22 protein-coding genes are annotated in these 20,919 nt (G+C 70.7%); 18 read left to right on the top strand and 4 right to left on the bottom strand.

Annotated elements, in window-relative coordinates:
• The first annotated feature begins 1 nt into the window (after position 1).
• The 7 genes from AC16DP_RS17450 (at position 2) to AC16DP_RS17420 (ending at position 6,791) form a co-directional block, all read left to right on the top strand.
• The gene (locus tag AC16DP_RS17450; RefSeq protein ID WP_329727023.1) at positions 2 to 778 is read left to right on the top strand and encodes an NADH-quinone oxidoreductase subunit B family protein; all 777 of its coding nucleotides are present in this window, start codon (positions 2 to 4) and stop codon (positions 776 to 778) included.
• A complete protein-coding gene (locus AC16DP_RS17445; protein WP_329727022.1) occupies positions 768 to 2,063 on the top strand; it encodes a Ni/Fe hydrogenase subunit alpha in 1,296 nt (431 codons plus the stop codon). The genes AC16DP_RS17450 and AC16DP_RS17445 overlap by 11 nt, the downstream gene beginning before the upstream one ends.
• Complete coding sequence (locus AC16DP_RS17440) at positions 2,060 to 2,542, top strand: hydrogenase maturation protease (RefSeq protein ID WP_329727021.1); 483 nt, start codon at positions 2,060 to 2,062, stop codon at positions 2,540 to 2,542. Before AC16DP_RS17445 ends, AC16DP_RS17440 begins: the two co-directional genes overlap by 4 nt.
• Positions 2,535 to 2,876, top strand: a complete 342-nt coding sequence (locus AC16DP_RS17435) for a hydrogenase maturation nickel metallochaperone HypA/HybF (RefSeq protein ID WP_329727020.1) — start codon at positions 2,535 to 2,537, stop codon at positions 2,874 to 2,876. The genes AC16DP_RS17440 and AC16DP_RS17435 overlap by 8 nt, the downstream gene beginning before the upstream one ends.
• Positions 2,877 to 2,879: 3 nt before the next feature.
• Positions 2,880 to 5,201: a carbamoyltransferase HypF gene (gene hypF / locus AC16DP_RS17430; protein WP_329727019.1), complete on the top strand. Its 2,322-nt coding sequence runs from the start codon at positions 2,880 to 2,882 to the stop codon at positions 5,199 to 5,201.
• A 67-nt stretch (positions 5,202 to 5,268) separates the two neighbouring features.
• Positions 5,269 to 5,739 (top strand): DUF4265 domain-containing protein, encoded by a 471-nt coding sequence (locus tag AC16DP_RS17425; protein ID WP_329727018.1) that lies wholly within the window; start codon positions 5,269 to 5,271, stop codon positions 5,737 to 5,739.
• A gap of 263 nt (positions 5,740 to 6,002) precedes the next feature.
• Entirely contained in the window at positions 6,003 to 6,791 is a 789-nt protein-coding gene (locus tag AC16DP_RS17420; protein ID WP_329727017.1) for a hypothetical protein, read from the top strand.
• A gap of 27 nt (positions 6,792 to 6,818) precedes the next feature.
• On the opposite strand, the gene AC16DP_RS17415 is transcribed toward AC16DP_RS17420, so the two are convergent.
• Positions 6,819 to 7,394: a hypothetical protein gene (locus tag AC16DP_RS17415; protein WP_329727016.1), complete on the bottom strand. Its 576-nt coding sequence runs from the start codon at positions 7,392 to 7,394 to the stop codon at positions 6,819 to 6,821.
• On the bottom strand, positions 7,391 to 7,651 hold the full coding sequence (locus tag AC16DP_RS17410) for a hypothetical protein (protein ID WP_329727015.1): 261 nt from the start codon (positions 7,649 to 7,651) through the stop codon (positions 7,391 to 7,393). Before AC16DP_RS17410 ends, AC16DP_RS17415 begins: the two co-directional genes overlap by 4 nt.
• Positions 7,652 to 7,760: 109 nt before the next feature.
• Here AC16DP_RS17410 and AC16DP_RS17405 point away from each other — a divergent pair, with 109 nt between their 5' ends.
• From AC16DP_RS17405 to AC16DP_RS17390, 4 genes are read left to right on the top strand one after another with little or no spacing between them, the layout of a single operon-like run.
• On the top strand, positions 7,761 to 8,012 hold the full coding sequence (locus AC16DP_RS17405) for a HypC/HybG/HupF family hydrogenase formation chaperone (protein WP_329727014.1): 252 nt from the start codon (positions 7,761 to 7,763) through the stop codon (positions 8,010 to 8,012).
• On the top strand, positions 8,009 to 9,121 hold the full coding sequence (gene hypD, locus AC16DP_RS17400) for a hydrogenase formation protein HypD (RefSeq protein ID WP_329727013.1): 1,113 nt from the start codon (positions 8,009 to 8,011) through the stop codon (positions 9,119 to 9,121). The genes AC16DP_RS17405 and hypD overlap by 4 nt, the downstream gene beginning before the upstream one ends.
• The gene (gene hypE / locus AC16DP_RS17395) at positions 9,100 to 10,149 is read left to right on the top strand and encodes a hydrogenase expression/formation protein HypE (protein WP_329727012.1); all 1,050 of its coding nucleotides are present in this window, start codon (positions 9,100 to 9,102) and stop codon (positions 10,147 to 10,149) included. Before hypD ends, hypE begins: the two co-directional genes overlap by 22 nt.
• 27 nt (positions 10,150 to 10,176) lie before the next feature.
• A complete protein-coding gene (locus AC16DP_RS17390) occupies positions 10,177 to 11,238 on the top strand; it encodes a medium chain dehydrogenase/reductase family protein (RefSeq protein ID WP_329727011.1) in 1,062 nt (353 codons plus the stop codon).
• Between the two features lie 25 nt (positions 11,239 to 11,263).
• Here AC16DP_RS17390 and AC16DP_RS17385 read toward each other — a convergent pair whose 3' ends face one another.
• Both AC16DP_RS17385 and AC16DP_RS17380 read right to left on the bottom strand, forming a co-directional pair.
• Positions 11,264 to 12,232: a CBS domain-containing protein gene (locus AC16DP_RS17385; RefSeq protein WP_329727010.1), complete on the bottom strand. Its 969-nt coding sequence runs from the start codon at positions 12,230 to 12,232 to the stop codon at positions 11,264 to 11,266.
• Between the two features lie 141 nt (positions 12,233 to 12,373).
• Positions 12,374 to 12,790, bottom strand: a complete 417-nt coding sequence (locus AC16DP_RS17380; RefSeq protein WP_329727070.1) for a LiaF transmembrane domain-containing protein — start codon at positions 12,788 to 12,790, stop codon at positions 12,374 to 12,376.
• Here AC16DP_RS17380 and acsA point away from each other — a divergent pair.
• The 7 genes from acsA to AC16DP_RS17345 all read left to right on the top strand — a co-directional run bounded on the left by acsA (position 12,716) and on the right by AC16DP_RS17345 (position 20,716).
• Complete coding sequence (gene acsA, locus AC16DP_RS17375; protein ID WP_329727009.1) at positions 12,716 to 14,782, top strand: acetate--CoA ligase; 2,067 nt, start codon at positions 12,716 to 12,718, stop codon at positions 14,780 to 14,782. The two genes, AC16DP_RS17380 and acsA, sit on opposite strands and share 75 nt — an antisense overlap.
• The gene (gene pdhA / locus AC16DP_RS17370) at positions 14,779 to 15,777 is read left to right on the top strand and encodes a pyruvate dehydrogenase (acetyl-transferring) E1 component subunit alpha (protein ID WP_329727008.1); all 999 of its coding nucleotides are present in this window, start codon (positions 14,779 to 14,781) and stop codon (positions 15,775 to 15,777) included. Before acsA ends, pdhA begins: the two co-directional genes overlap by 4 nt.
• On the top strand, positions 15,774 to 16,787 hold the full coding sequence (locus tag AC16DP_RS17365) for an alpha-ketoacid dehydrogenase subunit beta (protein WP_329727007.1): 1,014 nt from the start codon (positions 15,774 to 15,776) through the stop codon (positions 16,785 to 16,787). The genes pdhA and AC16DP_RS17365 overlap by 4 nt, the downstream gene beginning before the upstream one ends.
• On the top strand, positions 16,780 to 17,916 hold the full coding sequence (locus AC16DP_RS17360; protein WP_329727006.1) for a dihydrolipoamide acetyltransferase family protein: 1,137 nt from the start codon (positions 16,780 to 16,782) through the stop codon (positions 17,914 to 17,916). Before AC16DP_RS17365 ends, AC16DP_RS17360 begins: the two co-directional genes overlap by 8 nt.
• On the top strand, positions 17,913 to 18,170 hold the full coding sequence (locus AC16DP_RS17355; RefSeq protein WP_329727005.1) for an acyl carrier protein: 258 nt from the start codon (positions 17,913 to 17,915) through the stop codon (positions 18,168 to 18,170). The genes AC16DP_RS17360 and AC16DP_RS17355 overlap by 4 nt, the downstream gene beginning before the upstream one ends.
• Positions 18,171 to 18,193: 23 nt before the next feature.
• Positions 18,194 to 18,937 carry an ABC transporter ATP-binding protein gene (locus AC16DP_RS17350; protein ID WP_329727004.1) on the top strand — a complete coding sequence of 248 codons (744 nt, stop codon included), beginning with the start codon at positions 18,194 to 18,196 and terminating at the stop codon, positions 18,935 to 18,937.
• 276 nt (positions 18,938 to 19,213) lie between these two features.
• On the top strand, positions 19,214 to 20,716 hold the full coding sequence (locus tag AC16DP_RS17345) for a serine hydrolase (protein WP_329727003.1): 1,503 nt from the start codon (positions 19,214 to 19,216) through the stop codon (positions 20,714 to 20,716).
• Positions 20,717 to 20,919: the final 203 nt, after the last annotated feature.

Here is a 20,919-nt window from a genome sequence, read left to right as displayed (position 1 = left end):
GATGGCCCGCCGGAAGAGACCCTCGCTCGCCGTGTGGAAGTTCGCCTCGTGCGACGGGTGCCAGCTCACCGTGTTGGATATGGAGGACGAGCTGCTCGCGCTGGCGGATGCCATGCGCTTCGCGTACTTCGCCGAGGCCACCAGCACGGCGCTGAAGGGGCCCTACGACGTGTCGCTCGTGGATGGCTCCATCACCACCCCCGCGGACGCCGAGCGCATCCGCGAGGTGCGGCGCGTGTCCCGGTACATGGTGAGCATCGGGGCGTGCGCCACGGCGGGCGGCATCCAGGCGCTGCGCAACTTCCGGGACGTGCGCGAGTTCCTCTCCACCGTCTACGCGAAGCCCGAGTACATCGAGACGCTGGCCACCTCCACCGCCATCGCGGACCACGTGCCCGTGGACTTCGAGCTGCGGGGCTGCCCCATCGACAAGCGGCAGTTGCTGGAGGTGCTCAGCGCCTTCCTCAACGGGCGGCGGCCCAACATCCCGGCGCACAGCGTGTGCGTGGAGTGCAAGCTGCGCGGCAACGTGTGTGTGATGGTGACGGGCACGCCTTGTCTGGGGCCGGTGACCCACGCCGGCTGTGGTGCCCTCTGCCCCACGTACCACCGCGGCTGCTACGGCTGCTTCGGGCCCATGGAGGTGCCCAACACGCCCTCGCTGGCGCGGGCCTTCCAGGCGGCGGGGTGCTCGGAGACGGAGCTCGTCCGCTCCTTCCGCAACTTCAACGCCAATGCCCCCGCCTTCCGCGAGGAGAGCGAGCGCCATGACGAATAAGACGCGCACCCTCGATGTGAACTACCTCACGCGCGTGGAGGGCGAGGCCTCGCTCACGGTCCGGCTGGAGGGCGACAAGGCCACGGACGTGCGCCTGGCCATCTTCGAGCCGCCCCGCTTCTTCGAGGCCCTGCTGCGCGGGCGCTCGTACCTGGAGGCGCCCGACATCACCTCGCGCATCTGCGGCATCTGCCCGGTGGCGTACCTGATGAGCGCCTGTCTCGCCGTGGAGGACGCGCTGGGCGTGACGGTGGAGGGGCCGCTCCGCTCGCTGCGCCGCCTCCTCTATTGCGGCGAGTGGATTGAGAGTCACGGGCTGCATGTCTTCCTGCTGCACGCGCCGGACTTCCTCGGCTACCCGGACGCGCTCTCCATGGCGAAGCAGCATGGCGAGTGGGTGCAGCGGGGCCTGCGCATCAAGAAGGCGGGCAACTCGCTCGTCGCCCTCATGGGCGGCAGGTCCATCCACCCCATCAACGTGCGCGTGGGCGGCTTCTACAAGGCCCCCACCCGCGCCGAGCTGGAGCCGCTCCTCCCCGAGCTGCGCTGGGGCCGCGACGCCACCGCCGAGTCACTGGAGTGGATGGCCCGCTTCCCCTTTCCGGAGCTGGAGCGCGCCTACGAGTTCGTCTCGCTGCGCCACCCGAGCGAGTACCCGATCACCGGGGGACGGGTGGTGTCCTCGGAGGGGCTGGACATCGACGTGCGCGAGTGGGACGCGCACTTCGTGGAGGAGCAGGTGCCGTACACGCATGCGCTGCACGCGCGGCGCGTGGGGCGGGGCGCCTACCTGTGCGGCCCGCTGGCCCGCTTCAACCTCAACTTCGACAGGCTGCATCCCTCGGTGCAGGAGGCCGCCCGGAGGGTGGGGCTGTCCGTGCCGTGCCGCAATCCCTTCCGCGCGCTGCTCGTGCGGCTGGTGGAGATGCTCCAGGCCTTCACCGAGGCCATCCGCCTCATCGAGGAGTACGCGGAGCCCACGGTGCCCCACGTGGACACGCCGCCCCGGGCCGCCACGGGCTACGGCGCCACCGAGGCCCCGCGCGGGTTGCTCTACCACCGCTACACGCTCGACGCGGACGGCGCCATCCTGGACGCCCGCATCGTCCCGCCCACCTCGCAGAATCAGCTCTCCATCGAGGACGATCTGCGCGAGCTGGCGCCCCAGCTCGCCTCGCGGGCCCATGCGGAGGCCACCCGGCTGGCCGAGCAGGCCATCCGCAACCACGACCCGTGCATCTCCTGCGCGACGCACTTCCTCACCCTGAAGGTGGAGCGGACATGAGCGGACGGATACGCGTCATCGGACTCGGGCAGGCGGCGGCCGGCGATGATCAGGTGGGGCTCGCCGTCATCGAGCACCTGCGCTCGCGCGGGGCCCCCGGGCACCTGGAGTTGCTGTGCGCCCCCGAGCCGAGCGCGCTCCTGCCGCTGCTGGAGACACCGGCCCCGGTGGTGCTGGTGGACGCGGTGCTGGCCGCCCCCGCGGGCGAGGTGCTCGTGCTGGAGCCGGACGAGCTGGAGCAGCGGGGACTCTCCACGATGTCCACGCACGGGCTCGGGGTGGCGCAGGCGGTGGCGCTGGCGCGGCTGCTGTCGCCCTCGGTGGTGTCGCCGTCCATCCGCGTCGTCGGGGTGAGCATCTCCCGGCCGGAGCGTTTCCGGCGGGGGCTCTCGCCCGAGGTGGCCGCCGCCGTCCCGCGCGCCGCCGAGCAGGTCCTTCGTACCGTCTTCTCTTCCGGCGAGGAGCACCGTCATGCATGAGTCCACGCTTGCCCGGCAGGTGCTCGAGACCGTCCTCCAGCGCTCCATGGCCGAGGGGGCCTCGCGCGTGCGCGTGGTGCGGGGCTGGGTGGCGGAGACCGAGTCCCTGTCCGCCGACAGCCTGTCCTTCCATTTCACCGCCCACGCCCGGGGCACGAGCGCGGAAGGAGCGCGGCTGCTGTTGGACCTCATCCACGTGGAGGCGCGTTGCCGGACGTGTGGCCGCACCTATGCCCCCGAGCACCACCTGCTGCTGTGCCCCGGTTGTGGGAGCACCGAGGGGGAGCAGCTCGGACAGACGGGGCTCGCCATCACCTCCATCGAGGTGGAGTAGGGGATGGTGCGGCGGGCCATCACCGTGCAGGGGGTGGTGCAGGGCGTGGGCTTCCGGCCCTTCGTCCATGGCGCGGCCACGGCCCGGGGGCTGGGCGGCTGGGTCCGCAACCGCACCGATGGGGTCCGCATCGAGGTGGAAGGGCCCGTGACCGCCGTGGAGGATTTCGTGAGGGCCCTCGCGAGTGAGGCCCCACCGGCGGCCCGGCTCACGCGCGTCGACGTCTCCGACGTGCCGCTCCAGCACGAGCACGCCTTCCACATTCTCGAGAGCGACGCGGAGGCTCCTCCGAGGCCGGCCGTGCCCGCGGACCTGGCCACCTGCCCGGAGTGTCTGGCGGAAGTGGCCTCGCCCGGGGAGCGGCGCTTCCGCTATCCGTTCACCAACTGCACGCGCTGCGGGCCTCGCTGGACGCTCATCGAGTCCCTGCCGTACGACCGCTCGCGCACGGCCATGCGGCGCTTCGAGCCCTGCGCGGACTGCGCGGCCGAGTACCGCGACGTGCGGGACCGGCGCTTCCATGCCCAGCCCATCGCGTGCCCGGTATGCGGGCCACGGGTGTCCCTGCTGTCGCCGGACGGGGCGCGGCTCGCGGAGGGAGACGCGGCGCTCCGGGAGGCGGCGGAGACGGTGCGCTCGGGCCGGGTGCTCGCCCTCCGGGGCCTGGGCGGCTTCCAGTTGCTGGTGGATGCCACGAGCCCCGAGGCCGTGGGGCTCCTGCGCCAGCGCAAGCACCGCCCGGAGAAGCCCTTCGCGGTGATGTTTCCCTCCCTGGAGGCGCTGCGCCCGGTGTGCGGAGTGTCCCTGGAGGAAGAGGCGGTGCTGACCTCCTCGGCGGCGCCCATCCTGCTGCTCCGGAGGCGGGCGCCCGGCGTGGCGGGGGAGGGCGTCGTGGAGGACGTGGCCCCCGGCAATCCCTGGCTCGGGGCGCTCCTGCCGTATACGCCGCTGCACCGGTTGTTGCTCGACGCGGTGGGCCGCCCCGTGGTGTGCACCAGCGGGAACCTCTCCGACGAGCCCCTCTGCACCGGCGAGGCGGAGGCCCTGGAGCGGCTGCGCGAGGTGGCGGACTGCTTCCTGATGCATGACCGGCCCATCGTCCGCCCGGTGGATGACTCCGTGGCGCGCATGACGCCCGAGGGGCTGCAGGTGCTGCGGCGTGCCCGCGGGTATGCGCCCCTTCCGCTGCCACTTCCGGGGGCCCCGTGCCTGCTGGGGCTGGGGGGACAGTTGAAGAGCACGGTGGCCCTGTGCGTGGGCGAGCAGGTGGTGGTGAGCCAGCACCTCGGGGATCTCGGCTCGCTGGAGGGCTCGCGGCTCCTGGAGCGGACCGTGGAGGATCTGCTGCGGTTGTTGGAGGCGCGTCCGGTGGCGCTCGCGTGCGACCTCCATCCGGACTACGCCTCCACGCGGCTCGCCGAGCGGCTCTCGGGCGCATGGGGTGTGCCGCTCGTGCGTGTGCAGCATCACCACGCCCATGTGGCGGCCTGCATGGCCGAGCACGGACTCTCGGGTCCAGTGCTCGGCCTCGCCTGGGATGGAGCCGGGCTCGGCACGGATGGCACGTTGTGGGGAGGGGAGGCGCTCGTCGTCGAGGGGGCCGGGTTTCGCCGCGTGGCGCACGTGCGTCCCTTCTCCCTGCCGGGCGGCGAGCGGGCCCTGCGCGAGCCGAGGCGGGCGGCGCTCGGGTTGCTGTACGAGGTGGAAGGGGCGGGGGCCGTCGAGCACCTCCGCGAGGCCTTCGCGGCGCGTGAGGGAGAGGTTCTCCTGACGATGCTCGAGCGGGGCGTGCAGTCCCCGAGGACCACCAGCATGGGCCGGCTGTTCGATGCCGTCGCCGCGCTCTCGGGGATTCGCGCGCGTGCGGGCTTCGAGGGACAGGCGGCCATGGCGCTCGAGTACGCGGCGGGGGAAGGGGAGGCGGAGCCCTATCCACTGCCGCTGGGAGACGGAGCGCCCGCGGTAGCGGATTGGGAGCCGCTCATCCGGGAGCTCCTGGCGGACCGGAAGCGAGGCGTGCCACCGCCGATCATGGCGGCCCGGTTCCATGCCGCGCTGGCCGTGCTCGCCGAGTCCATCGCGGTGCGGGTGGGCCTGCCGCGCGTGGTGCTCTCGGGCGGTTGTTTCCAGAACCCGCGCCTGCTGCGGGATGTCCAGGCGCGGTTGCGTGCGCGGGGCTTCGAGGTGTTTTCACCCCGGCAGTACCCCCCGAATGATGGAGGACTGTCCCTGGGACAGGTCGCGGTCGCGGCCCGCGTTCAAGGCGCTCGCCTGCAGCTTTGTGCTATGCCCGTTCAACTCCATGCGCATGCCCTTCCTCGATAATGGTCAGGTTCTTTGTAGGGATTGCAATCTCAAGAAGAGTGACAAGACCGAGTGAGGAGAGGTTTTCATGTCCGTGCGTCCCTCTACCGCTCACGTCAAGATGCTCGTCCATTTGGAGCAGGATGAGGATGGATATCCACCCACGACCGAGGAAAGCCTGTGGGTCCTTCCCACGGAAGGAGGGCTCTTCCAGGTGGACAACATCCCCTTCTTCGCTTGGGACCTTGCTCTCGGGGATGTGGTGGCGGCCGATCCGGAGGAGGGGGTGTGGCGATTCAGACGGGTCATCCGCCGCTCAGGCCATGCCACCCTCCGGCTGCTCCTCTATGACGTCGCCGAGGTGCCCATGGCCATCGAACGTTTCGCCATGCTGGGGTGTCTGAGCGAGCGAAGTCACATTCCCGGACTCATCGTCCTGGATGTACCACCCTCCACTCCCTGGACTGAGGTGAAGCGGTTGTTGGTCGAGGGTGAAGCCGAAGAGCGTTGGGGGTACGAGGAGGCTTGCGTGCCTGGTCACGCAGTGTCCGTCCCATGACGTTCGGTTGCCCCGGGGCCGGGTGGACTCCAGGGGACGTTGGTGCAGGATGCGCGGATGTGGCGGACCAGAAGCGAGGCGTGCCACCGCCGCTCATGGCGGCCCGGTTCCATGGCGCGTTGGTTTCACTCCCAGTCGCGTTGTCCGGAGGTGGAGTTGACTCCGAAGGATGCGCGGGTGTGAAGTCCGGGCTCGATGTCTACGGTTTTAGAGAATCCAGCCGATGAGTTTTCTCACTGGCCCGCCACGGCGCAGGTGTCGCCGTGACGATCCTCGACACCCTCAACGAGGCACAGGGACTTGTCGGGCGCTATTGGAAGGAGGAGCAGTCTCCCGAGCAGGCACGAATCCTGGGTTGTGCGAGGGATGTCCTGATCTTCATCTCCGCTACCGGTCAACCCTATCGCTTCGAGGATTACCGTGAGCGGCTCCAGGCCGGAAATCCATCTCGCCTCGCCGCGACCACCGAGGAACTCGTACGCAGGGCAGCGGATTTCTTCGAGCAGCTCCGCGGCGAATCCCAGTCAGAGCGAGAGCGAGCGCTTGCCCTGGTCATCATCGACGCGCTCCACTTCATCGACTCGACCGGGCAGCTCGACGACTTCAAGCGCTATTCGCGGGAGCTCGACTCCAACGAGCCACCTCGAGTGGTTGCCTCTTTCGACACACGCGAGCAGGCGGAGGCTTGGCTGAGGAACCACCCGAGTCCTCCCCACTGTGCCAGCATCCTGATCGCGGGCAGGTACCACACCGTCGCGTATGATCGCGAGACGAACGGCCGTTACCTGCCCCCCTCTCGCGAGCTCGAGTACTACCTCGCCAGTCTCGAGCAAGACAGCCCGCCCGCTGCCGTTGCCTCGTTCGACACGCTCCAGGAAGCCGAGGCCTGGCTGAGTGCGCAACCCGCACCACCCAGACGGGCCTGGGTGCGGATCTCCGGTGAAGTCTACCTGGCGGTGTATCACCCCAACGTCAACCACCGGGCCCTCTACCCGTTGTCGCTGGCCGATGGATTCGAGATCAACACGGACGTGGAGCCCGGGAGCGCATAGGCCCAACCCGGCATTCCCGGTGTGGTGTTACCCCGCCTCCGTCATGGCCCGTGCAAGCAACTCTTGTACACCGAGTTGGCGGGCCCACTCCCGCAGATATGTTCCGTCGAGCGCTCCGGCAGCAAGGCGGAGAATCTGCACCACGTCTCGCCATTGGGTACTGGAGACTTCTCCTCCCTCTCGGAACCACAGCAGCTTTCGTAGCACCGAGTCCTCGGGGCTCTTGATGTAGAGCCCCTTACCGTCGGCCGCCAGGACCACCCGGCGGCGGCGAGAGAACTCACTCCTGTCGAATGCACCGGGACGCAGCAGGAAGAGGTCCACCTTGGTCACCGTCGGCAGGTGGAAGATGTTCCAGGACGCCCGGCGCATGACGGCTTCTCGCAGCGCCTCCGCATCGACCTCGAAGTCGCTCCCCAGCGCTTGTTTCAATGCGTCGACCTGGGACGGCTGCAGATCCACGACGAAGTCGATGTCGTTGGTTGCGCGTGGCTCACCTTGAAGGGAACTGGCCAGACTTCCTCCGAGGAAATAGCCCGCATGCACCTGCTCGAAAGCCTCGGCACACTGGAGTGCGACCTGGATGACAGCCGGCTCGCTCATGGCAGCAGGGCGGCGTGTGCGCCGAAGAGGCGACGAGCTATCTCTCGGCCGTAGAGGCGCTCGGCCAGCCGCACCCGCACCTCGGTCTCATCCGCGTTCGGGAAGCGCTGACGGATACCCACCTCCGCCATCCAGCGAGTCGCTTGTGTCAGCGCCGCTGCCTTGCGGAGCCGCTCCGCCGGAGATTGGGCGCGCAGCAGCTCGAAGTACCGCTCACGCTGCCGAGGGTCGGTGTCCTGGTCCATGTCTGGAAGCATAGCGTCCCTCCCTTCGTTCCGCCCTTTCTCCATGACACTGTCCGTCCCATGACGGTCGGTTGCCCCGGGGCCGGATGGACTCCCGGGGACGTTGGTGCAGGATGCGCGGATGTGTCTCGGCATCCCCGGTGAGGTGCTCTCCACGGTGGACGGCCCGCTGCGCATGGGCCGGGTGGCCTTCGGCAAGGTCATCAAGGAAGTGTGTCTGGCCTATGTCCCCGAGGCCGCTCCGGGTGACTTCGTCGTGGTGCACGCCGGCTTCGCCATCAGCCGCGTCGACCCCGAGGGCGCGCGGCGTGTCTTCGCCTACCTGGAGCAGCTCGGCGAGACGGACGCGCTGCGCGAGGAGGAGCCGCGATGAGGTACGTGGACGAGTACCGCGGCGCGGAGGATGCCCGGCGCTATGCGCGCGCCCTCCAGTCCCGGGTGACTCGGCCCTGGACGCTGATGGAGGTGTGTGGCGGCCAGACGCACGCCATCGTCCGCTTCGGCATCGACCAGCTCCTGCCGCCGGGCCTCACGCTCCTCCATGGCCCCGGCTGCCCGGTGTGTGTCACGCCGGTGGAGCTGCTGGACAAGGCCCTGGTCATCGCCTCGCGCCCCGGCGTGGTCTTCTGCTCGTTCGGCGACATGCTCCGGGTGCCCGGCTCGGGGAGGGATCTGCTCTCGGTGAAGGCCGCGGGCGGGGACGTGCGCATCGTCTACTCGCCCATGGACGCGCTGGCCCTGGCCGAGCGGCTGCCGGAGCGCGAGGTCGTCTTCTTCGCCGTGGGCTTCGAGACCACCGCGCCCGCCTGCGCCATGGCCGTCCACGAAGCCAGGCGGCGCGGGCTGCGCAACTTCTCCCTGCTGGTGGCGCACGTCCTGGTGCCCCCGGCGATGGAAGCCATCCTCTCGGTCCCCGGCCGGAAGGTGGATGCGTTCCTGGCCGCGGGCCACGTGTGCACCATCATGGGCATGGAGGCCTACGAGCCCCTCGCCCGTGCGTACCGCGTGCCCATCGTCGCCACGGGCTTCGAGCCGTTGGACCTGTTGCAGGGCATCCACATGTGCGTGGCGCAGCTCGAGTCCGGGCGGGCCGAGGTGGAGAACCAGTACGCCCGTGCCGTCCGCCCGGCCGGCAACGCGAGCGCCCGGGCCATGCTGCGCGAGGTGTTCGAGGTGGTGCCGAGGACGTGGCGTGGCATCGGCCTCATCCCCGCGAGCGGCCTGGGGCTCCGCGCCGCCTTCGCGGACTGGGACGCCGAGCGCAAGTTCGACGTCGTGTCCGTGGGAGGACGCGAGGACGCCGCGTGCCGCAGCGGCCTCGTGCTCCAGGGCCAGCTCAAGCCGCCCGAGTGCCCCGCGTTCGGCACCCGCTGCACCCCCGAGACGCCGCTCGGCGCGACGATGGTGTCGTCCGAGGGCGCGTGCGCCGCCTACTACCGCTACCGGAGGTTCCAGCTCCCATGTCCGCCGACCTCGCCCTGAGCTGCCCCGTGCCGCTCCAGCGTCCCACCACCGTGCAGCTCGCCCACGGTGGGGGAGGGCGCCTCATGCGCCAGCTGCTCGAGGAGCTCTTCCTGGAGGCCTTCCGCGCTCCGGCCCTCGCCGAGCGCCATGACGGCGCGGTGGTGCCGCTCGGAGGGGAGCGGCTGGCCTTCACCACGGACTCCTATGTGGTGACGCCTCGCTTCTTCCCGGGCGGGGACATCGGCAGGCTCGCCGTCCATGGCACGGTGAACGACCTGGCCATGGCCGGCGCGAAACCCCTGTACCTGAGCGCCGGCTTCATCCTCGAGGAGGGGCTCCCGCTGGACGAGCTGCGCCGCGTGGTGGCCTCCATGCGCGACGCCGCGCGGGAGTGCGGCGTGGAGATCGTCACCGGGGACACCAAGGTGGTGGACAGGGGCAAGGCGGACGGGCTCTTCATCAACACCTCGGGCGTGGGCCGTGTCTCCGAGGGCGTGTCCGTCCATCCCCGCCGCGTGAGGCCTGGAGACGCGGTGCTCGTCTCGGGAGACGTGGGGCGGCACGGCATCGCGGTGCTCTCGGTGCGCGAGGGGCTCGCCTTCGAGACGCCCGTGGTGAGTGATTGCGCCTCGCTCGCCCCGTTGGTGGCGGCCCTCCTCGAGGCGGGCGTGGAGGTGCACTGCCTGCGCGATACCACGCGCGGGGGGCTGGCCACCGCGCTCAATGAGATCGCCCTCGATGCCGGGGTGGGGCTCGTGGTGGACGAGCCCGCCGTGCCGGTGGACGAGTCCGTGGCGGGAGCCTGTGAGCTGCTGGGGTTGGATCCGCTCTACGTGGCGTGCGAGGGCCGCATGGTGGTCTTCGTCCCCGAGCCCCAGGCGGAGCGGGCGCGGGAGGTGTTGCGCCGTCATCCCCTCGGGGCCGGGGCCGAGCGCATCGGCCGTGTCACCGAGGGGCCCGCGGGCATGGTCTCCCTGAGGACGCGGCTCGGGGGCCAGCGCTTGTTGGACCTGCTGTCCGGGGAGCAGCTCCCGCGCATCTGTTGAGCGCTGGAGCCGAGAACAGGGGGGGAGATGCGTCCAGGGAATGCGCGGAGCCCGAAGTTCAAGCGGGTGATCGTCACCCGGCCAGGCGGGCCCGAGGTCCTCCAGCTTCGAGAGGAAGCGCTCCCCGAGCCCGGGCCCGGTGAGGTGCGGGTGAAGATCCTGGCGACGGGTGTCTCGTATGCGGATTTGTTGATGCGCGAAGGCGTCCATCCCGAGACACCGCGCACGGTGCCCTTCACCCTGGGGTGGGATCTGGCCGGGGTGGTGGACAAGACAGGGGCGGGCGTCTCCCGGTTCACTCCGGGCCAGCGGGTCGGGGCCCTGCCCGTCACGGGCGGGTATGCCCAGTTCATCTGTCTGCCGCAGGAAGAGCTGGTTCTCGTCCCCGCCGGGTTGGATCCCGCCGAAGTGGTCTGCCTGGTGTTCAACTACATGACGGCCTACCAGATGATGCACCGCGCCGCCCGGGTCCAACCCGGCCAGCGCGTGCTGATCCACGCCGCCTCGGGAGGCATCGGCACGGCCCTGCTCCAGCTGGGACGAGTGGCCGGGCTCGAGATGTACGGGACGGCTTCCGCTGCCGCGCATGAACGGGTGACCGCGCTGGGCGCGACCCCCATCGACTACAAGCACGTGGATTTCGTGGAGGAGATCCGCCGCCTGACGGGAGATGGCGTGGATGTCGTCTTCGATGGCATGGGTGGCTCCCACCTGTGGCGCTCCGTCAGGGCCCTGCGGGCGGGCGGCACGGTGGTGGCCTACGGTTTGACCTCGTCCCTGAGCGGAGGCCAGCTGGCGAGGGGACGGCGTTACCGCTTCCACGGCTTGGCGGTCTTCGGGCTCATCCAGGCCGCCACCCGCCTCATCCCCGGCGGAAGGCGGATGCGGTTCTACAGCGTCCAGAGGCTCAAGCGGCGCAGACCCGGCTGGTACCAGGAGGATCTGACCGTGCTGCTGGACCTGCTCCGTCAGGGGAAGATCCAGCCGATCATCGCGGCACGGCTCCCGCTGGAGGAAGCCGCCCGCGCCCATGAGTTGCTCGGCCGTGGAGGGGTGACAGGCAAGATCGTCCTGCTCTGTGACACCTGAGCGCGCTGCGGATGCCCCGCCCCACCTAATGAGGAGCCAGCGGCTCGCCGCCTTCCCGCCCCCGTGCCCAGGTGGCGTCCAGCCGCTCGCGCAGCCAGCGCAGCAGATCGATGTACGAGAGGATTCCCAACAACCGCCGATCCTCGTCCACCACTGGAAGCGCCCCCACCCGCTCGTCGGTGAAGAGCTCCAGGGCCCGGCCCAGGGACGCACCGGAGCGCAGGAACAGCGGCTCCGGCGTCATCATCTCGCCCACCCGCTCCTCCAGTACCTCGTGAGCGGCACGGGGCCACTCCCGGGCTGTCCCGCCCAGCCGCTGGCGCAGGTCGCGTTCGGAGATGATGCCCAACAGCCGATCCCCCTCGTCCACCACCGGCAGGTGCCGCACGCCCGCGTAGATGAGCGTCCAGGCCGCCTCGTCCAGCCGCGCATCCGGTCCGAGCGCGAGCGGCTCGGGCGTCATCAGCGCATCGACGGGCAGCTCCCACGGGCCGCTCGGCGCGGGCACATGCTCGCCCGCCATGGCGGAGAGCAGATCCCCATCGGTCAGGATGCCCACCATGGAGCCGCTCGCATCCACCACCGCGAGCGAGTGGAGGTGGGCTCCTCGCATCGCCCGCGCGGCCGCGGGAAGCTCCTCGTCCTCGGAGATGCTCTGCACCGGGCAGGACATCAGGTTCCTCACCCGGATCCATCGCTCCCTCCCGGAGTGGAGCGCCTCCTCGAGGACATCCATTCGCGTCAGCATGCCCATGAGCCGGTTGTTCGCCCCGACGACGGGGAGGTGCTGGACATGGCGGAACTTCTTGAGCAGCTCCTCCACGGTCAGCTCCTCGCTCACCCGGAGGGTGGACACGTTCCGGCTCATCACGTCGCGCACGCGCAGCTGGGCTGGCCGGGGGGCGCTGTCATGCTCCCCGGGCTCGGGACGCTCGTGGGAGCTTTCCGTTCCATCCGGGCCGGACCCGGGCGGGTCTGTCTGGTCTTGCGCCATGGTGCCCCTCCTTCGGCGGTGGGCTTTTGCTCCCTGTCGAAGTTCAGGGTGGCGGGCATGCGGCGCAATCCGTCCAGGGCCTCCCGCGCGAGCGCGGCGGACGCCCGCTCCGTCTCCGGGCTCTTCCCGCGAGGACCTGGCTCACACCGGGAGCCGCCTCTCGGGCATGAGGGCACGCACCAGCACGATCAGGCCGACGGCGATCACGGCCATGGGCCCCACCACCGTCCAGCTGATCGCCTCGCCCAGGCCGACCGCCAGCAGGAGGATGGCGAAGATGAGGGTGCCCTGCACCGGCCGCCGGTAGGCCGGTACGAGCAGGCGGACGACGGCTTCCCCGAGGAAGAGCAGTCCGGCCCCGATGAAGATCAACGTCCAGGCATCCCACCGTTCATAGCGGTCCAGGTAGCCCAGGTTCTGGGCCAGCAGCACCACTCCGGACCAGAGCAGGACGAGCGCCCACACCACGCTGCCGAGCGGATCATGGTGCGGCCCATCCGCGGCCGGTCTCCTCTCGTATCCGGGTGCATTCCTCTCTCCGGGAAATGGTTGGGTCATGGTGGCCTCCCCGTGCTCGCAAGAAGCATGTGCATCCCTCCGGGCTTCGTGCTCCCGGGCGAGTTGCCACCCGAGGTAGCCGCCCAGCGCTGCGGCGGCTCCATGGCCGGTACCAGTCTTCATGATTCCTGGCGGAGCGCATGCTTCCAAGCTCGGGCCGCGGGAGGTGGGGGGCAAGCCGGGCCGGGCTTCCTCTCCGAGGGGGCCGGAGTTACCTCACCAGGGGAGGTGAGGCGGGTGGACACACGGATCCTCACGAAGTCACGGACGGGCTGGCGGGTGCCTCCCCTCATGCCTGACTACGAGGCCGCACGTGCCTCCTTCTCGTGGGAGGCGGCCCGGCACGAGCTGGCCGGGCTCCCCGGAGGACGGGGGCTCAACATGGCCCACGAGGCGGTGGACCGGCACTGCCGGGAGGGGCGGGGAGGGCACCCGGCGCTTCTCTGGCTGGGCCGCCACGGCGAGCGCGAGGTCTTCTCCTACGCGGAGCTCTCCGCCTGGACGAGCCGCTTCGCGAACGTGCTCGCCGCGCTGGGCATCGCACCGGGCGAGCGTGTCTTCTCCCTGTTGGGGCGCATCCCCGAGCTGTACTTCACCGTGCTCGGCACCCTGAAGCACCGCGCCGTCTTCTGCCCGCTCTTCTCCGCCTTCGGCCCCGAGCCCATCCGCGCCCGTCTGCAGCGGGGCGAGGCCCGGGTGCTGGTGACGACGTCCGCCCTCTACCGCAAGAAGGTGGCGCCCCTGCGCGACTCCCTGCCTTCGCTCACCCACGTGCTGCTCGTGGACGGCGGCGGCGAGCCGGGCACCCACCCCCTGCATGCCCTCCTGGAGCGGGCCCTGGATACCTATGAGATCGGCCCCACGGCCCCCGAGGACATGGCGCTGCTCCACTTCACCAGTGGCACCACCGGTACGCCCAAGGGCGCCGTCCATGTCCACGGGGCCGTGCTCGCCCACCACGTCACCGGCACGCTCGCGTTGGATCTGCACCCGGAGGACGTCTTCTGGTGCACCGCGGATCCCGGCTGGGTGACGGGCACCTCCTACGGCATCCTCTCCCCGCTCACGCACGGGGTGACGTGCGTGGTGGACGAGGCGGACTTCGATGCCGAGCGCTGGTACCGCATCCTCCAGGACGAGCGCGTCACCGTCTGGTACACCGCGCCCACCGCCGTGCGGATGTTGATGAAGGCCGGCGAGGCGCTGCCCCGGCGCTTCGAGCTGAGGGCCCTGCGCTTCATCGCCAGCGTGGGCGAGCCGCTCAACCCCGAGGCGGTGCTCTGGTCCCAGCGCGTGCTCGGCCTGCCCATCCACGACAACTGGTGGCAGACGGAGACGGGCGGCATCATGGTGGCCAACTACGCCGCCATGGACATCAAGCCGGGCTCCATGGGGCGGCCACTGCCGGGAGTGGAGGCCGCCATCGTCCGGCGCCTTCCCGGCGGCGGGGTGGAGGTGGTGGAGGAGCCGGGCCGCGAGGGCGAGCTGGCGCTGCGTCCCGGCTGGCCCTCCATGTTCCGCGGCTACCTCCACGAGGAGGAGCGCTACCGCCAGTGCTTCGCCCAGGGCTGGTACCTCTCGGGAGATCTCGCCCGCAGGGACTCCGACGGCTACTTCTGGTTCGTGGGCCGTGCCGATGACGTCATCAAGTCCATGGGCCACCTCATCGGCCCCTTCGAGGTGGAGAGCGTGCTGCTCGAGCACCCCGCAGTGGCCGAGGCGGGCGTCATCGGCCGGCCGGAGCCAATCATCGGCGAGGTGGTGAAGGCCTTCGTCTCCCTCAAGGACGGCTACTCCCCGGACGAGCCGCTGCGCCGCGCGCTGCTCGCCCACGCGCGCACCCGCCTGGGCGCGGTGGTGGCGCCCAAGGAGCTGGACTTCCTGCCCACGCTGCCGCGCACGCGCTCGGGGAAGATCATGCGCCGGCTCCTCAAGGCCCGTGAGCTGGGCCTGCCCGAGGGCGACACCTCCACCCTGGAGGCCCCCGCATGAGCCCGGACATGCCCAGCGGCTTCCCGCTCGCGCGGGACGAGGCGCTCGCGTGGCTGCGGCAGATGCAGCTCATCCGGCGCTTCGAGGAGGCGAGCGCCCAGGCGTACTCCGCGGGGAAGATCCGCGGCTTCCTGCACCTCTACATCGGCGAGGAGGCGTGCGCGGTGGGTGCCATCCGCGCGCTGCTGCCGGACGATGCGCTCGTGTCCCACTACCGCGAGCACGGGCACGCGCTGGTGCGCGGCGTGACGGCACGGGCCATCATGGCGGAGATGTTCGGCAAGGCGGAGGGGTGCAGCCGGGGGCGCGGGGGCTCCATGCACCTCTTCGACGTGTCCCGGCGCTTCTACGGCGGCAACGCCATCGTCGCGGGGGGCCTGCCGCTCGCGATCGGCCTGGCGCTGGCGGATCAGCTGCGCGCGCTGCCCCGGGTGACGGCCGCCATCTTCGGTGACGGCGCGGTGGCCGAGGGCGAGTTCCACGAGTCGCTCAACCTCGCCACCCTCTGGAAGCTGCCCGTCCTCTTCCTGTGCGAGAACAACCTCTACGCCATGGGGACGGCGCTCGCCCGGCACGAGTCGCAGACGGACCTCACGGTGAAGGCGGCCGGCTACGGGCTGCCGGCCGAGGCCGTGGATGGGATGGACGCGCTGGCGGTGGCGGACGCGGTGCGGCGCGCGGCGGCCCGGGCCCGCGAGGGCGGAGGGCCCTCCTTCCTGGAGCTGCGCACCTACCGCTTCCGCGCCCACTCCATGTACGACCCGGAGCTCTACCGCGACAAGCGCGAGGTGGAGCAGTGGAAGCAGAAGGATCCCATCATCGGATTCATCTCCCGCATGCGCGAGGCGGGCCTGCTGGCGGAGGGGGACCTGGAGCGCCTGGAGGGTGAGGTGGAAGCCGAGGTGGCGGACGCGCTGGCCTTCGCCGACGCGGGCACGCTCGAGCCGGTGGAGGACCTGACCCGCGACGTCTACACCCCGAGGGAGGCGCCATGAGCGCCGGAGAGAAACGACCGGGCACGGTGCGGATGACGTACCGCGAGGCCGTCCGCGCCGCCGTCCGCGAGGCGCTCCAGCGGGATCCGCGCGTCTTCCTCATGGGCGAGGACGTGGGCGCCTATGGCGGCTGCTACGCGGTGAGCAAGGGGTGTCTGGCCGAGTTCGGCCCCGAGCGCGTGCGCGACACGCCCCTGTCCGAGTCCGCCTTCGTGGGGGCGGGCATCGGCGCCGCCATGGGGGGCATGCGGCCCATCGTGGAGATCATGACGGTCAACTTCGGGCTGCTCGCGTTGGATCAGATCGTCAACAACGCCGCCACCCTGCGCCACATGTCCGGAGGGCAGCTCAGCATCCCCGTGGTCATCCGCCTGGCCACGGGCGCGGGGCGGCAGGTGGCCGCGCAGCACTCGCACAGCTTCGAGGGCTGGTTCGCCCACATCCCCGGCATCCGCATCCTCACCCCCGCCACGCTGGAGGACGCGCGCGGCATGTTGTGGAGCGCGCTCCAGGAGCCGGACCCCGTCCTCATCTTCGAGAACGCGCTGCTCTACGCCATGGAGGGAGATCTGTCCGAGGACGCGGGCGCGGTGGAACTGGAGCACGCGGCCATCCGCCGGCCGGGGCGGGACGTGTCCCTGCTCACGTATGGGGGGAGCCTCTTCAAGACGCTCGCGGCGGCGGAGGCGCTGGCGCGCGAGGGGATCGACGCGGAGGTGGTGGATCTGCGCACGCTGCGGCCGCTCGATGACGCGACGATCCTCGGCTCGGTGGCGCGCACGCGGCGCGCGGTCATCGTGGACGAGGGCTGGCGCACCGGGAGCCTGTCCGCCGAGCTCAGTGCCCGCATCATGGAGCACGTCTTCTACGAGCTGGACGCGCCGGTGCAACGGGTGTGCACCGCGGAGGTGCCCATTCCCTATGCGAAGCACCTGGAGGACGCGGCGCTGCCCCAGCCGCCGGCCATCATCGCGGCGGTGAAGCGGACGCTGGGAGAGGCCCATGGGTGACTTCCGGATGCCCTCGCTGGGGGCGGACATGGAGGCCGGCACGCTCGTCGAGTGGAAGGTGAAGCGCGGCGACGGGGTGAAGCGCGGCGACATCGTGGCGCTCGTGGAGACGCAGAAGGGCATCATCGAGGTGGAGACGTTCGAGGCGGGCACGGTGGAGGCGCTCCTCGTGGAGCCCGGGACGAAGGTGCCGGTGGGCACGGTGCTGGCCCACCTCCGCGGAGAGGGCGAGCCCGCGGTGCCCGAAAAGCCCCCAGCGGTGGAGGTGTCTCCGCCCGTGGGAGGGCACCGGCCCAGGGCCTCTCCGGCGGCGAGGGCCGCGGCGGCGAAGCTGGGGTTGGACCTGGCCGCGGTGGCGGGGACGGGGCCCGGTGGTGCCATCTCCCTCGAGGACGTGGAGCGCGCCGCCCGGGCCGCCCCGGCCGCGCCTCCCGCCTCCGCTCCGGCTGTCTCGGACGAGTCGCGGCGTCTGGCGATGCGGCGGGCCATCGCCGCGGCCATGTCCCGCTCCAAGCGGGAGATTCCGCACTACTACCTCGACACCCGCGTCGACGTGGGGCGCGCGCTGGACTGGCTGCGCCAGGAGAACGAGCGCCTGCCCCTGGCCGAGCGGATGCTCCCGGTGGTGCTCTACCTCAAGGCGGTGGGGCTCGCGGTGCGCCAGTTCCCCGAGCTCAATGGCTTCTGGGTGGACGGCGCCTTCCGGCCCTCGCGGGCGGTGCACCTGGGTGTCGTCATCTCGTTGCGGCAGGGCGGGGTGATGGTGCCCGCGCTGCACGACGTGCCGGACAAGCCGCCCGGTGTGTTGATGCGCGAGCTGGGCGAGCTCATCCAGCGCGCGCGCCGGGGGACGCTGCGCAGCTCGGAGCTGGCGGACTCGACGCTCACCGTCACCAGCCTGGGCGAGCCGGGCGCGGACCGTGTGTTCGGCGTCATCTTCCCCCCGCAGGTGGCCATCATCGGCTTCGGCTCGGCGCGCGAGGTGCCCTGGGTGGTGGAGGGCCGGTGCGTCCCGCGCCCGCTCGTCAGCGTCAGCCTGTCCGCGGACCACCGCGCGAGCGATGGGCACCGCGGGGCCGCCTTCCTGGCGCGCGTGGAGCGCCTGCTGCAGGAGCCGGAGAAGCTATGAACCGCGACGCGTTGAGACAGTCCGTATTGGAGTCCCTGGCCACGGTGGCCCCCGAGATGGAGCCCTCCACCCTGCGCCCGGACGAGCCGCTGCGGGAGCAGCTGGACATCGACTCGTACGACTTCCTCCAGAGCCTCATCGCGCTGGACAAGAAGCTCTCCGTCTCCATTCCCGAGTCGGATTACGGGCGGCTCACCACGCTCGACGCCTGCGTCGACTACCTCTCGCGGCGGCTGGCCGAGCAGGGCCGTTGAGCCAGAAGGGAGGCGTGCCGTCCATGGACATGACACCTTCAGCGCCCACACGGCTGGAGCCCGCGCGGGTGGTGCTCGTGGCGCGCGGCCTCACCAAGGTGTACCGCACCGGCGAGGTGGAGGTGCACGCGCTGCGGGGCGTGGACCTGGACCTGTACGCGGGCGAGTTCATCGTCCTGCTTGGGCCCTCGGGCAGCGGCAAGTCCACGCTCCTCAACATCCTCGGAGGGCTGGACGTGCCCACCGCGGGCGACATCACCTACTACGACCACGACCTGGCCCACGCCGACGAGCGCGAGCTCACCCGCTACCGGCGCGAGCACGTGGGCTTCGTCTTCCAGTTCTATAACCTCATCCCCAGCCTCACCGCCCGCGAGAACGTGGCCCTGGTGACGGAGATCGCCGAGAAGCCCATGCCCCCAGAGGAGGCGCTCGGCCTGGTGGGGCTCGGGCAGCGGCTGGACCACTTCCCCTCGCAGCTCTCCGGTGGCGAGCAGCAGCGGGTGGCCATCGCGCGCGCGGTGGCCAAGCGCCCGGATCTGCTCCTGTGCGACGAGCCCACCGGTGCGCTGGACTACGTCACCGGCAAGCTCGTGCTGGAGACGCTCGCGCGCGTCAACACCGAGCTGGGCACCACCACCGCCGTCATCACCCACAACGCGGCCATCGCGGGCATGGCGGACCGGGTCATCTCCATCGCGGATGGGCGCATCGTGCGGCTCGAGTCCAACCCGCACAAGCTCGGCCCCGGGGAGCTGAGCTGGTGAGGAGGCGCGCTCATCAGGTCCTCTTCCTCGTCCACCTGCCGGTAGAAGGCGATCCGCGTCTCGTCCCACAGGCGCCGCCCCAGCAGCAGCGGGGAGTTGGCGCCCGCGCGAGCTCCTCCGGGAACCATGGGCACGGTGTTTCATTGGCGCCGCCGCTCTCCGTCCCCATGTTTCCTCCAACAGGAGGGAAGTCACATGGCGGATTCCAGAACGTCGAGACCCGGCGGACAGGCGCGCGGTTCGCGCAGAGCGCCCCGTCCTCATCCCGCACCGCGCATGGGCAGGCAGGCCCGAGCCCCTGTCCGGCCCGTCACCCCGGCGCTGCTGCGGGCCCTGCGGGAGGAGGCCGGGCGGCTCCACGTGAAGTACCAGGTGCCGGGCATGGCCTATGCCATCGTCCAGGAGGAGCAGACGCTCACCACCCAGTGCCTGGGGTGCCTGAGAACGAACGACGCGGGCCAGTGTCCCGCCAACGCCTCCCGGGTGAACGCGGACACCGTCTTCGGGATCGGCTCCATCACCAAGAGCTTCACGGCCACCCAGCTCGCCCGGCTCGTCGAGGAAGGCAAGCTGGGCTGGGAGGAGCCCGTCCGGCAGCACCTGCGCGGCTTCACCCTGTTCGATCCCTGGGTGACCCAGGAGTTCCGCGTCTCCGACATCGCCTCCCACCGCAGCGGCCTGCCCGAGTACTGCCTCGATCTGATGAGCGTGCTCGGCTTCGAGCGGGACGCCATGCTCCGGGCCCTGCGCCATGTGGAGCCCGTGGCGAGCTTCCGCGGCACCTATGCCTACCAGAACAGCCTGCTGCTGCTGGCGGGGAAGCTGATCGAGCAGAAGACGGGCCTGGACTGGGAGGAGGCGCTCGCACGGCAGCTCCTCTCGCCGCTCGGGATGTCCCGGAGCACCGCGTCCCCGAAGGTGCTGGCCGGCTGGGACAACGTGGCGTCCGGCCACTTCCTGCTGCCGCTGGAGGAGGGGCAGCCGGAGCGGGCCGTCCCCATGCCCGAGGACTGGCCCTACTTCCCTCTGCTGTTCACGGAGGGGCCCGCGGGCGCCCTCTACTCCTCGGTGAAGGACATGGTCCGGTGGATGCGCTTCCACCTCGGGCGGGGCACGTTCGACGGGAGCACCCTGCTCGGCGAGGAGGGCATGGCGTTCCTCCACTGCCCGAGGATTCCCATGTTCTTCACGCTGCCGGCCATGGCCATGTCCTACGCCACGGGGTGGATCCACACCTCGAGCGCTCCAGCGCCCGTGCTGTGGCACAACGGGGCCACGGCGTTGGGAGGAATGAGTGCCAGCCTCGGTCTCGTTCCCGACGAGCGGACGGGCCTGGTGGTGCTCACCAACATCCTCTCGCCCGCCGCCGACGAGCTCTTGTCGAAGTTCGCCGAGCTCTACCTGGGTGGCCCGGCGGTGGCTCCGAGGGTGCTCCAGGAAGCGGCCCCCGCCCTGCGCCCGCATGCCCCCTCGCCACGCGCCGTCCGGACCCGCGGCCTCGAGGTGGACGCGGTGAAGCTCTGTGGCACGTTCGTCAACCCCGCCTACGGCCCCTTCCGCGTGAAGCAGCAGAAGGACGGGCTGGTGGTGATCATGGGGCCGCTGAAGCTCACCGCGCCCCTGGAGCACCTCGAGGGGCTCCGCTTCCAGGCGCTCCTCCCCGGGACGCCCTTCCTGCTGACCTTCCAGTTCGTCCTGGACGACAAGGGCCGGGCCAAGGAGCTGTGGGGCGAGGACTTCGCGGATGTGGAGCGGGGCCGCTTCCTCCGCCGTGACTGAGCTCCCGGCCCCCCGCTCCGCGTGGGAGCGGGGGGGCCCGGGGCCTCATGCGTAGGCTTGGATGAACGCCTTCTTCTGTTGTCGAGGAAGTCCCGGGCGGTGTCGTCGTAGGCGATGGCCCTGTCACGGAGCGCCGTGGCCACCGTGGTGGAGAAGAGCGAGCGGTGGTAGCCGTGGGACATGGCGCCGTGGACGCGGCCCAG

The organism is Archangium sp., from assembly GCF_057119385.1.
The sequence above is the reverse complement of the archived record's forward strand: the minus strand, read 5'-3'. Positions and strand labels throughout refer to the sequence as shown.